The following is a 12,681-nucleotide window of genomic DNA, read 5'->3' on the forward strand; positions in this document are numbered from 1 at the left end:
ACAGGCTTTGGCATGAATAGTGTCGCCAAGGCAATCTTTCAGCAGTGTATGCCCGTTTATCGCTTCAGGTGCGCACGCTACGCAGCGGCGTGCCCCACACCATGGCGATCGTCAGTGCGATGCTGCCTGCCGCGATGCAGGCCAGGCCATTGCGCACGCCAAAGTGTTCCGCTACCCAGCCGGCGGCCAGCGCGCCCAGCGGCGCCGTCGCCACCGTCAGGAAGCGCATGGTTGAGGTCATGCGGCCCAGCATGGGGTCGGGTGTGACTTTCTGGCGCAAGCCCAGGTAGGGAATGAAGAACAGCATCACGCCGCAATCAAAAAAGAACATCAGCACGGCATAGGCCACGGCACTGGCCGCCGCACTGCCTAATAGTAAGGCGGGGATGGTGGGCGTCAGGGCAAAGCACACGGAGGTGGACGACAGCCCGATCAGGATGGTGCGACCGGCGCCATAGCGGCGCGTCAATGGCTTGACGATGAAGGCGCTCAGCAGCACGCCGGCGCCACCGAGCATCTGCGTCATGCCCAGCACGCCAGGACTCATGCCCAGGTCGCGCGTGGCAAACAGCACCGTCAAGGCCATGCTGGCGTAAAACAGGAAGTGCCAGATGCCGGCGCCCCAGGCCAGCGCGCGCAGCAGCGGTTCGCGCCAGACAAACAGCAAGCCGTCGGCGATGTCGCGCAAGGCGTGCTTGTCGGACGGTGCAGGCCGCGGATCGCGCACGCTCATGGCGCGCAGATTGAAGACGGACACCAGATAGCCGCAGGCCGTGCACAGGATGGCGACGGGCGCCGACAGGACTTGCACCAGCACGCCGGCCAGGCCGGGGCCGATCAGGCGCGAAGCCGATTCGGTGGCAGCAAATTTTGATTGCGCATCGATCAAGCCGTCGCGGCCCACCAGGAAGGTCAGGAAAACCTGTTCGGCGCCGCCGCCGACAACGAAGCCCGTGCCGATGATGAATCCCACTATATATAACCAGGGCATCGACAGCACGCCGCACCAGTAGGCGACGGCGACGCTGGCCAGCGCCAGGCCCGACATGGTTTCGCTGAACAGCATGATCGGGTGCTTGCTGCGCCGGTCCAGCAGCACGCCGACGGGCAAGCCGAAGAGGGCAAACGGCAGCGCCTGCAGGGCGACGAGCACCCCCATTTGTTCTGGCGTCGCATGTAATAACAATACCGCGCACAGGGGCAGGGCCAGCGAGGTGATCTGGGCGCCGAAGCAATTGAGGCCGTTGCTGAACCACAGGCGGCGAAAATTGACGCTGGCGGCGCTGCCGTCGCCGCGCAAATGGCGGGCGCAGTACTGGAAGAAGGAAGAGAAAATACGCTGCTCGATAAAGGTGGTCGGGCTCACAATAATAGCAGCGCACTTGTCGCGCCGCCGCTGTTAGCCGCTACAATCGTCACACCGTTCATCCAGAGGAGACACCATGCAATACGAAGACTTGATCATCGATATCCAGGACAAAGTGGCGGTCATCCGCCTGAACCGCCCGAAGGCACTCAACGCTTTGAACGACAACATGATGAATGAACTGGGCGACGCCCTGCTGAAATTCGACGCGGACGAGAATATCGGCTGCATCGTGCTCACGGGCAGCGAAAAAGCGTTTGCCGCCGGCGCCGATATTGCCGCCATGGCCGATTACACCTATCCGGACACCTTTACCCAAGGTTACATCAGCCGCAACTGGGAGCATATCTTGCGCGTGCGCAAACCCGTGGTGGGCGCCGTAGCTGGCTACGCACTTGGTGGTGGCTGTGAACTGGCCATGATGTGCGATTTCCTGATCGCCGCCGACAGCGCCAAATTCGGCCAGCCGGAAATCAAGGTTGGCGTCACGCCGGGCGCGGGTGGCACGCAGCGCTTGCCGCGCGCCATCGGCAAGGCCAAGGCCATGGATCTGCTGCTGACGGCGCGCACCATCGACGCTGCCGAGGCGGAACGCATCGGCCTAGTGTCGCGCGTGGTGCCGGCAGATAAATTAATGGAAGAAGCCTTGGCTGCCGCCAAGACCATCGCCGCCATGCCGACCTCGGTGGCCATGATGATCAAGGATTGCGTCAACCGCGCCTTTGAAACGACCCTGAGCGATGGCGTCGCCTACGAGCGCCGCTTGTTCCAGGCTGCCTTCGGCACGCCTGCACAAAAAGAAGGCATGCACGCTTTCCTGGAAAAGCGCTTGCCAAACTTCGACGGTCTTTGATATGATTCGCCTCCTCGCAAAACGACGCACACAAAACATGGTGTTGCAGAGTAAAACGGGGAGAAAAAGAAGGTTGACGAAATGCTGAAAAAGCTCCATACTCTTCCTTCTTCGCAGCTGATAAACACAACGCTTTGTCGATAGCGCGAAAGTAGCACCGAATACAGTTCTTTAACAATTAACAGTCGATAAGTGTGGGCATTTGATGTAAGTGCAGCAGTGATCTTCGGATCGCTGTAAAACTTAAAATATCAAATGTTCACAAGAAATAATGAAATAGGCGCTACGCAAGTAGTGGCCTGTCAGTTTTTTGAGTGAGCGACCCATCAGCAATGATGGTGCCTGTAAAAGGGCAAAGTAACAGAGATTAAACTGAAGAGTTTGATCCTGGCTCAGATTGAACGCTGGCGGCATGCCTTACACATGCAAGTCGAACGGCAGCACGGAGCTTGCTCTGGTGGCGAGTGGCGAACGGGTGAGTAATATATCGGAACGTACCCTAGAGTGGGGGATAACGTAGCGAAAGTTACGCTAATACCGCATACGATCTAAGGATGAAAGTGGGGGATCGCAAGACCTCATGCTCGTGGAGCGGCCGATATCTGATTAGCTAGTTGGTAGGGTAAAAGCCTACCAAGGCATCGATCAGTAGCTGGTCTGAGAGGACGACCAGCCACACTGGAACTGAGACACGGTCCAGACTCCTACGGGAGGCAGCAGTGGGGAATTTTGGACAATGGGCGAAAGCCTGATCCAGCAATGCCGCGTGAGTGAAGAAGGCCTTCGGGTTGTAAAGCTCTTTTGTCAGGGAAGAAACGGTGAGAGCTAATATCTCTTGCTAATGACGGTACCTGAAGAATAAGCACCGGCTAACTACGTGCCAGCAGCCGCGGTAATACGTAGGGTGCAAGCGTTAATCGGAATTACTGGGCGTAAAGCGTGCGCAGGCGGTTTTGTAAGTCTGATGTGAAATCCCCGGGCTCAACCTGGGAATTGCATTGGAGACTGCAAGGCTAGAATCTGGCAGAGGGGGGTAGAATTCCACGTGTAGCAGTGAAATGCGTAGATATGTGGAGGAACACCGATGGCGAAGGCAGCCCCCTGGGTCAAGATTGACGCTCATGCACGAAAGCGTGGGGAGCAAACAGGATTAGATACCCTGGTAGTCCACGCCCTAAACGATGTCTACTAGTTGTCGGGTCTTAATTGACTTGGTAACGCAGCTAACGCGTGAAGTAGACCGCCTGGGGAGTACGGTCGCAAGATTAAAACTCAAAGGAATTGACGGGGACCCGCACAAGCGGTGGATGATGTGGATTAATTCGATGCAACGCGAAAAACCTTACCTACCCTTGACATGGCTGGAATCCTCGAGAGATTGAGGAGTGCTCGAAAGAGAACCAGTACACAGGTGCTGCATGGCTGTCGTCAGCTCGTGTCGTGAGATGTTGGGTTAAGTCCCGCAACGAGCGCAACCCTTGTCATTAGTTGCTACGAAAGGGCACTCTAATGAGACTGCCGGTGACAAACCGGAGGAAGGTGGGGATGACGTCAAGTCCTCATGGCCCTTATGGGTAGGGCTTCACACGTCATACAATGGTACATACAGAGCGCCGCCAACCCGCGAGGGGGAGCTAATCGCAGAAAGTGTATCGTAGTCCGGATTGTAGTCTGCAACTCGACTGCATGAAGTTGGAATCGCTAGTAATCGCGGATCAGCATGTCGCGGTGAATACGTTCCCGGGTCTTGTACACACCGCCCGTCACACCATGGGAGCGGGTTTTACCAGAAGTAGGTAGCTTAACCGCAAGGAGGGCGCTTACCACGGTAGGATTCGTGACTGGGGTGAAGTCGTAACAAGGTAGCCGTATCGGAAGGTGCGGCTGGATCACCTCCTTTCTAGAGTTTGCACGAATCAGTAATGATTCACGCATCAAATGTTCACACTTATCGGCTGTTAATATAAAGAACAGCATTTGGGGCTGTAGCTCAGCTGGTTAGAGCACCGTGTTGATAACGCGGGGGTCGTTGGTTCGAGTCCAACCAGCCCTACCAGTTTCTGTAGTCTGGAAATACCCTAGGGGGATTAGCTCAGCTGGGAGAGCACCTGCTTTGCAAGCAGGGGGTCGTCGGTTCGATCCCGTCATCCTCCACCAAAAGTTCAAACGTAAATCAGTGCTGATTAATGCGCCGGGATTTAGGTTTGGTCTTTTCGAGATCAAGTGCTGTATGTTCTTTAACAATCTGGAAGAAGTAAAGATTATTTATTGATCAAGTCTATGCGTGCAGCAATGCATGAGGCGACTTGATGGGTAATGATTGTATGTATCAACAAACAAGCAACAACGTTGTACTTTCTTATTCCTGTAACGCTCTTTCATCATGCAAATGATGAGAGGCTAACGTTATAGGGACAAGCGAATAAGTGCACATGGTGGATGCCTTGGCGATTACAGGCGATGAAGGACGTAGTAGCTTGCGATAAGCTGCGGGGAGTGAGCAAACACACTTTGATCCGCAGATTTCCGAATGGGGCAACCCACCCTTTTAGGGTATTGCATACTGAATACATAGGTATGCAAGGCGAACGCGGCGAACTGAAACATCTAAGTAGCTGCAGGAAAAGAAATCAACCGAGATTCCCAAAGTAGCGGCGAGCGAAATGGGAAGAGCCTGTACGTGATAGTCGGACTGATAGAAGAATCCTCTGGAAATAGGAACCGTAGCGGGTGATAGTCCCGTATTCGAAATCAGACCGGTGATACTAAGCGTACGACAAGTAGGGCGGGACACGTGACATCCTGTCTGAATATGGGGGGACCATCCTCCAAGGCTAAATACTCGTAATCGACCGATAGTGAACCAGTACCGTGAGGGAAAGGCGAAAAGAACCCCGGAAGGGGAGTGAAATAGATCCTGAAACCGTGTGCATACAAACAGTAGGAGCGGACTTGTTCCGTGACTGCGTACCTTTTGTATAATGGGTCAGCGACTTACATTCAGTGGCAAGGTTAACCGAATAGGGAAGCCGTAGAGAAATCGAGTCCGAATAGGGCGATCAGTCGCTGGGTGTAGACCCGAAACCAAGTGATCTACTCATGGCCAGGATGAAGGTGCGGTAACACGCCCTGGAGGTCCGAACCCACTAATGTTGAAAAATTAGGGGATGAGCTGTGGGTAGGGGTGAAAGGCTAAACAAACTTGGAAATAGCTGGTTCTCTCCGAAAACTATTTAGGTAGTGCCTCAAGTATCACCATCGGGGGTAGAGCACTGTTATGGCTAGGGGGTCATTGCGACTTACCAAACCATTGCAAACTCCGAATACCGATGAGTGCGAGCTTGGGAGACAGACGTCGGGTGCTAACGTCCGGCGTCAAGAGGGAAACAACCCAGACCGCCAGCTAAGGTCCCAAAGATTGGCTAAGTGGAAAACGAAGTGGGAAGGCTAAAACAGTCAGGATGTTGGCTTAGAAGCAGCCATCATTTAAAGAAAGCGTAATAGCTCACTGATCGAGTCGTCCTGCGCGGAAGATGTAACGGGGCTAAGCCAGTCACCGAAGCTGCGGATATCCTTTATTGGATATGGTAGGAGAGCGTTCTGTAAGCCTGCGAAGGTGTCTTGTAAAGGATGCTGGAGGTATCAGAAGTGCGAATGCTGACATGAGTAGCGATAATGGGGGTGAAAAGCCTCCACGCCGTAAGCCCAAGGTTTCCTGTTCAACGTTCATCGGAGCAGGGTGAGTCGGCCCCTAAGGCGAGGCAGAGATGCGTAGCTGATGGGAAGCAGGTTAATATTCCTGCACCGTCGTATGATGCGATGGGGGGACGGATCGCGGAAGGTTGTCCAACTGTTGGAATAGTTGGTTTTTGGCTCATAGAAGGTACTTAGGCAAATCCGGGTACGGAATTCAAGGGGTTGAGACGAGTGCACTTGTGCACGAAGCAATCGGAAGTGGTTCCAAGAAAAGCCTCTAAGCTTCAGTCATACGAGACCGTACCGCAAACCGACACAGGTGGGCGAGATGAGTATTCTAAGGCGCTTGAGAGAACTCGGGAGAAGGAACTCGGCAAATTGGTACCGTAACTTCGGGAAAAGGTACGCCCCGGTAGCTTGATTGGTTTACTCCATGAGGGTGAAAGGGTTGCAATAAACTGGTGGCTGCGACTGTTTAATAAAAACACAGCACTCTGCAAACACGAAAGTGGACGTATAGGGTGTGACGCCTGCCCGGTGCTGGAAGATTAAATGATGGGGTGCAAGCTCTTGATTGAAGTCCCAGTAAACGGCGGCCGTAACTATAACGGTCCTAAGGTAGCGAAATTCCTTGTCGGGTAAGTTCCGACCTGCACGAATGGCGTAACGATGGCCACACTGTCTCCTCCCGAGACTCAGCGAAGTTGAAATGTTTGTGATGATGCAATCTACCCGCGGCTAGACGGAAAGACCCCATGAACCTTTACTGTAGCTTTGCATTGGACTTTGAACCAATCTGTGTAGGATAGGTGGGAGGCTTTGAAGCGGGGACGCTAGTTCTCGTGGAGCCAACCTTGAAATACCACCCTGGTTTGTTTGAGGTTCTAACCTTGGTCCGTTATCCGGATCGGGGACAGTGCATGGTAGGCAGTTTGACTGGGGCGGTCTCCTCCTAAAGTGTAACGGAGGAGTTCGAAGGTACGCTAGATACGGTCGGACATCGTGTTGATAGTGCAATGGCATAAGCGTGCTTAACTGCGAGACTGACAAGTCGAGCAGGTACGAAAGTAGGACATAGTGATCCGGTGGTTCTGTATGGAAGGGCCATCGCTCAACGGATAAAAGGTACTCTGGGGATAACAGGCTGATTCCTCCCAAGAGTTCATATCGACGGGGGAGTTTGGCACCTCGATGTCGGCTCATCACATCCTGGGGCTGTAGCCGGTCCCAAGGGTATGGCTGTTCGCCATTTAAAGTGGTACGTGAGCTGGGTTTAAAACGTCGTGAGACAGTTTGGTCCCTATCTGCCGTGGGCGTTGGAAATTTGAAGGGGGCTGCTCCTAGTACGAGAGGACCGGAGTGGACGTATCTCTGGTGTACCGGTTGTCACGCCAGTGGCATTGCCGGGTAGCTAAATACGGAAGAGATAACCGCTGAAAGCATCTAAGCGGGAAACTTGCCTTGAGATGAGATTTCCCAGAGCCTTGAGCTCTTTGAAGGGTCGTTCGAGACCAGGACGTTGATAGGCTGGGTGTGGAAGTGCAGTAATGCATTAAGCTAACCAGTACTAATTGCCCGTACGGCTTGTCCCTATAACCTTAGCAGGTACAGAGGATAAGACGGTACAACGTTGTGCGTTTGTTGATACTACTATTCATTACCCCAATCTTTGCTTCTTCCAGATTCAGGCTTTGTCGCTCCACTGAGGACAAATGCCAGTACAAGTTATGCCTGATGACCATAGCAAGTTGGTCCCACCCCTTCCCATCCCGAACAGGACCGTGAAACAACTTTGCGCCGATGATAGTGCTGCAACCAGTGTGAAAGTAGGTTATCGTCAGGCTTGTTATACGCAGTAGAGAAAAACCCGATCAGCAATGGTCGGGTTTTTTTTCGCCTGGATATTTGCCGGGGTCTGGGGGCAGACCCCGGCTGTTGCTGGGTTTTATCGACTCACGTCTTCCCAGCTCACGCCAAACTTCGTCAGGTATTTTTTCAGCCTGTCTGCGTCATTCGGCTTGGCTTTCGCCGCACGCGAGACGGCATACAGCGTGCGGCCCGCATCGGACAGGCTGTTCGATTGCCGGCACACCTGGATCACAGCCTGCAACTGCAGCGCATCGAACAGGTCGAGTTGTGAAGCCGCCTGCTCTCCCATGATCCCTGTCAGATCCACTTCCCCGCTATCGCTGCGCCCACCATGATGTCGCCACATCCGCTGCAGGCGCTTGATCTCTTCGTCGACGACACTATCCGTGATGCGCCCCGCCTCCGACAAAGTAGCCAGGCGCGTAACGGCGGCAGACAGGTCGCGGAAATTGCCTTTCCATGCCGAGGTGGGTAGGGTGGCGAAGCGCATGAAGCGTTCGCGCGCCTCCTTGTTGAAGCGCACTCTTTCGCCCGTTTCGGCGCCATATTGCGCCAGCAGGTATTCCAGGTTCGGCTCGATGTCTTCCGGCCGCTGTGCCAGGCCCGGTAATTCGTAGGTCCACAGGTTGATGCGCGCATACAGGTCTTCGCGGAAGCGACCGGCGGCCACCTCTTCACCCAGGTCGCGGTTGGTGCCGGCGATCAGCTGGAAGTCGCTTTGCACTTCCGTATCGGCACCGACGGGGAAAAAGCGCTTTTCCTCGATGGCTTTCAGCAGCATCGCCTGCTCGTCGAGTCCCAGCTCACCGATTTCATCGAGAAACAGCAAGCCCTTGTGCGCGCTGCGCAGCAAGCCGGGCCGATCCGCTCCCGCGCCCGTGAAGGCACCCTTGATATGGCCGAACAGGGTGGAAGCGGCGCCATCGCCATGCAGGGTGGCGCAATTGAGGTCGATGAATTTGCCGTCGATCTGGTGGCGCGATTTTTTCAGCTCATACACGCGGCGCGCGAGCAAGGATTTGCCGGCACCGGTCGGCCCCATCAGCAGCATGGGGGCTTTCGATTTGATGGCGACGCGCTCGATTTCCTCGATCATGCCGTTGAACTTCGCATTGCGCGTGGCGATGCCGGACTTCAGGAAGGCCACGCCTTCGGCCTGTTCGCGCGTAAAACGCTGGGCGATCTGGTCGTAGCGCGACAGATCGAGGTCGATCAATGCGTAGCTGCCGGGATTGCCGGCGGCCTGGCGCCTGGGCGGCGACGTTTGCACGAGACGGCCCGGAAAATAGCGTGCTTCCGTCATCAGGAACATGCAGATCTGCACCACGTGGCTGCCGGTGGTGATGTGGATCCAATAGTCTTCCTTGTCCGGATCGAACGGGTAGTTGTTGGCAAAATCGTAGAGGGCGCCGTACACGTTCTCGAAGTCCCAGGCATCGCTGATCGGTAGTTCGTGGGCGATCAGCCTGGTTTCAGGCGAGACGCTGGCGATATCCTGCGATACCTGGCGTACCAGATTGTCAAACTGGCTGCCCGCGTACAGCAGTTCGAAGCGGTCGATGATCTTGTCCTCATGCTGGGTCAGGGCGATGCTTGGGCGCCACTTTTCCCAGCGTGCCGCTCCCCTGCCATTGTCGAGCTGCGTGCCGAGAAAGCCGATGACGACCGTGCGTTTTGCTTGCATAAATTGGATAAATATTTATCTTAAAAGATAATTATAGTTCAGATTGTAATGCGCAGGAACTTGCTCGGCAGAACATGCATTTAAATATTATTTAATCAAATCAATGGTTTATAGGTATCTTGAGTGAAATATTGAAAGCTGGCACAGCGCTTGCAATAGAGAGTGTGAGTGTAGCAACGAGATGAAAGTAGAGAGCAGGGAGGAACGAAAATGGGCAATACCGACCTCCAGAGCCGATACGTCGGCAGACGTTTTACCCAGCCTTGTCATCACCCCCTATAAAATAGAAGAAAAGAAGCAGATGAAAAACGAAGAATACGAAGTCCTGCATACCGAAGGCAGCCGTCCCGTCAAAATGTGGACCCGTGGCGTGCCTGTCGAAGAAGCGGCCAAAAAACAATTACGCAACACGGCGACCCTGCCGTTCATTTACAAGCATATCGCCGTCATGCCCGACGTCCACCTGGGTAAAGGTTCGACCATCGGCAGCGTGATTCCCACCCTGGGTGCGGTGATTCCGGCGGCCGTCGGCGTGGATATCGGTTGCGGCATGATGGCGGCGAAAACCACGCTGACGGCCAGCGACTTGCCTGATAATCTGGGACCACTGCGCAGCGCCATCGAACGCGCCATTCCGCACGGGATGTCGCCGAAGACGCGCGGCCACCGCGGCCGTGACGAGGGTTCCTGGCATACGCCGCCTTCGGTGGTCGATGCGGCCTGGCTGCAGCTGAAGGACGAGTTCGATGCCATCTGCCTGAAAACGCCGAAGCTGAAAAATACGAATCACTACCGCCACCTGGGAACTTTGGGCAGCGGTAACCACTTCATCGAAGTGTGCCTCGACGAGCAGGGCTCCGTGTGGTTCATGCTGCATTCCGGCTCGCGCGGCGTGGGCAATGCCATCGGCACGCATTTCATCGAACTGGCCAAGCAGGATATGCGCACGCACTTCATCAACCTGCCCGACCAGGACCTGGCTTACCTGGCCGAAGGTACGCAGCATTACGACGATTACGTGGAAGCGGTGGGCTGGGCGCAGCGTTTTGCGCGCAACAACCGCGAAGTGATGATGCAGAACCTGATCGCGGCCGTGCGCACGGTCATCCATAAGCCGTTCCAGACGCATGTGGAGGCCGTCAACTGCCACCATAACTATGTGCAGAAGGAACACCACTTCGGCAAGGACGTGCTGGTCACGCGCAAGGGCGCCGTGTCGGCCCGCGCCGGCGAGCTGGGGATCATTCCCGGCTCCATGGGCGCGAAGAGTTTTATCGTGCGCGGCAAGGGAAATGCGGAGAGTTTCCATAGCTGCAGCCACGGTGCCGGACGCACGATGAGCCGCACGGAAGCGAAGCGGCGCTTCAACCTGACCGACCAGATCCGCGCCACCGAGGGCGTGGAATGCCGCAAGGATGAAAATGTGATCGATGAGATTCCGATGGCCTACAAGGATATCGACGCGGTGATGCTGGCACAGCGCGAGCTGGTCGATGTGGTGCATATCCTGAAGCAGGTCGTGTGCGTCAAAGGTTAACAGAGAGAAAGCAGAGATGATAGAAATTGATGGAGCGCAAGGTGAAGGCGGCGGACAGATTTTGCGCTCGGCGCTGAGTTTGTCGATGATCACGGGGCAGCCATTCCGCTTGACGAATATCCGCGCGGGACGGGACAAGCCCGGCTTGCTGCGCCAGCATCTGCTGGCCGTGCAGGCGGCAGCCGCCATTTGCGGGGCGCGCACGACGCCGGTGGCGCTGCGCGCATCGAGCCTGGAATTCATGCCTGGTCCCATACGCGGTGGCGATTACCGCTTTGCCATCGGCAGCGCCGGCAGTTGCACCCTGGTATTGCAAACCCTGCTGCCGGCCCTGCTGCATGCGGATGGGCCGTCCACCGTGCGCATCAGTGGCGGCACGCACAATGCCATGGCGCCGCCCGTGCATTTCCTGCAGCGCGCGTATGGCCGTGTCCTGGAACAGATGGGCGCCGAGGTAGAGATGACGCAACAGCGCTATGGTTTTCATCCCGCGGGCGGCGGCGAGGTGCTGGCCACCGTGCAACCGTGCCAGCGCTTGCGGCCCATTTCACTGCTGCAGCGCGGCGAACGCAAGGCCGGGTATGCGGAAAGCGTGGTGGCGGGCGTGCATGTGAACGTGGCGCAACGCGAGCTCGAGCGCGTCGCCGACGGCATGGGCTGGAGCGGCAAGCAGCTGCGCCTCGTCGGCTTGCCGGCGGAGCAGGGACCGGGCAACGTCCTGTTGCTGACATTGGAACATGAGCACGTCACGGAAGTATTTACCTCGTTCGGCGAAAAGTCCTTGCTGGCCGAAACGGTGGCCAAGCGCCTGTTGAACGAGGTGCGTGCCTATCTCAAGACGGACGCGGCAGTCGGCGAGCACCTGGCCGACCAGCTCTTGCTGCCCATGGCGCTGGCCGGTGGCGGTAGCTTCAGTTGCAGCAAGGTGACGCAGCACGCGCTGACGAATGCGGAGGTGATTGCCCGATTTTTGCCCGTGCGTATCACTTTCGAGCCGCAGGAGCGGGGCAGCATCTGCACGGTGGCCGCCGCCTGACCCTCGTGGTGACACAACTACCTGTTGCAGCTGTTCCAAATTGATACATGGGCGGTCGGATGTGGGGCATGTACGCATGGCATGGCATTTGCTCTTCTTGGATATTCACTAAAAAAACCAAGGAGACCAGCATGACCTATTCCATCCGTACCCTGCTCGGCGTGGCAGCCGCCGGCGCCGTCGCCCTCACTTCCCTGCTGACCTTGCCGCAGGCCTATGCGCACGGCAATGTCACGCCGCAAGGCGTCGACACCACGGGCTTGCCCAAGGTGGGCGACAAGTGGCTCGAACAAAACCCGTATCGTGGCAACAAGCTGGCCTTGACGGTCGGCACCTCGGCCTACAACCAGAATTGCGCGCGTTGCCACGGCATCGAAGCCATCTCGGGCGGCATCGCGCCGGACTTGCGCCAGCTCGACCGCGATTGCTTCGGCATCAAAAATGAGACAAAGAAACAGGCCTGCTACAAGGAAACGGACAATTATTTCCTGACGACTATCCGTCACGGTAAAGTACGCAATGGCGCCGTGTACATGCCGCCGTTCGAAGGCGTCTTCAACCAGGAAGCCATGTGGGCCATCAAGACCTACCTGGAAACCCGCCGCGAGTCTAATTAGGTCGAATTGATAACGAAGGAGTC

6 protein-coding genes, 2 tRNA genes and 3 rRNA genes are annotated in these 12,681 nt (G+C 56.0%); 9 read left to right on the top strand and 2 right to left on the bottom strand.

Annotation, left to right across the window (positions count from 1 at the left end; translation table 11 throughout):
* Positions 1 to 64: 64 nt before the first annotated feature.
* Complete coding sequence (locus C8C92_RS04530; protein ID WP_243420115.1) at positions 65 to 1,366, bottom strand: MFS transporter; 1,302 nt, start codon at positions 1,364 to 1,366, stop codon at positions 65 to 67.
* Positions 1,367 to 1,442: 76 nt separating this feature from the next.
* Between C8C92_RS04530 and C8C92_RS04535 the strand changes: the two genes are divergently transcribed.
* The 6 genes from C8C92_RS04535 to rrf all read left to right on the top strand — a co-directional run bounded on the left by C8C92_RS04535 (position 1,443) and on the right by rrf (position 7,758).
* On the top strand, positions 1,443 to 2,219 hold the full coding sequence (locus tag C8C92_RS04535) for an enoyl-CoA hydratase (protein ID WP_099760766.1): 777 nt from the start codon (positions 1,443 to 1,445) through the stop codon (positions 2,217 to 2,219).
* A 369-nt stretch (positions 2,220 to 2,588) separates the two neighbouring features.
* A 16S ribosomal RNA gene (locus C8C92_RS04540) occupies positions 2,589 to 4,119 on the top strand.
* Between the two features lie 79 nt (positions 4,120 to 4,198).
* A tRNA-Ile gene (locus tag C8C92_RS04545) sits at positions 4,199 to 4,275 on the top strand.
* A gap of 25 nt (positions 4,276 to 4,300) precedes the next feature.
* A tRNA-Ala gene (locus C8C92_RS04550) sits at positions 4,301 to 4,376 on the top strand.
* A gap of 255 nt (positions 4,377 to 4,631) precedes the next feature.
* Positions 4,632 to 7,507: ribosomal RNA gene (locus tag C8C92_RS04555) — 23S ribosomal RNA — on the top strand.
* A gap of 138 nt (positions 7,508 to 7,645) precedes the next feature.
* A 5S ribosomal RNA gene (gene rrf / locus C8C92_RS04560) occupies positions 7,646 to 7,758 on the top strand.
* The 16S, 23S and 5S rRNA genes sit together here with 2 tRNA genes alongside, the layout of an rRNA operon.
* Positions 7,759 to 7,860: 102 nt before the next feature.
* On the opposite strand, the gene rtcR is transcribed toward rrf, so the two are convergent.
* Entirely contained in the window at positions 7,861 to 9,468 is a 1,608-nt protein-coding gene (gene rtcR / locus C8C92_RS04565) for an RNA repair transcriptional activator RtcR (protein ID WP_116743129.1), read from the bottom strand.
* A gap of 301 nt (positions 9,469 to 9,769) precedes the next feature.
* Here rtcR and C8C92_RS04570 point away from each other — a divergent pair, with 301 nt between their 5' ends.
* From C8C92_RS04570 to pedF, 3 genes are all read left to right on the top strand, one after another.
* Entirely contained in the window at positions 9,770 to 11,005 is a 1,236-nt protein-coding gene (locus tag C8C92_RS04570; protein WP_116743130.1) for an RtcB family protein, read from the top strand.
* Positions 11,006 to 11,021: 16 nt separating this feature from the next.
* The gene (rtcA, locus tag C8C92_RS04575; protein ID WP_116743131.1) at positions 11,022 to 12,041 is read left to right on the top strand and encodes an RNA 3'-terminal phosphate cyclase; all 1,020 of its coding nucleotides are present in this window, start codon (positions 11,022 to 11,024) and stop codon (positions 12,039 to 12,041) included.
* A gap of 131 nt (positions 12,042 to 12,172) precedes the next feature.
* A complete protein-coding gene (gene pedF / locus C8C92_RS04580; protein WP_099760762.1) occupies positions 12,173 to 12,658 on the top strand; it encodes a cytochrome c-550 PedF in 486 nt (161 codons plus the stop codon).
* Positions 12,659 to 12,681 lie beyond the last annotated feature (23 nt).

Origin of the sequence: Janthinobacterium sp. 78 (genome assembly GCF_003096775.1) — a bacterium.
Lineage (GTDB): Bacteria > Pseudomonadota > Gammaproteobacteria > Burkholderiales > Burkholderiaceae_D > Janthinobacterium > Janthinobacterium tructae.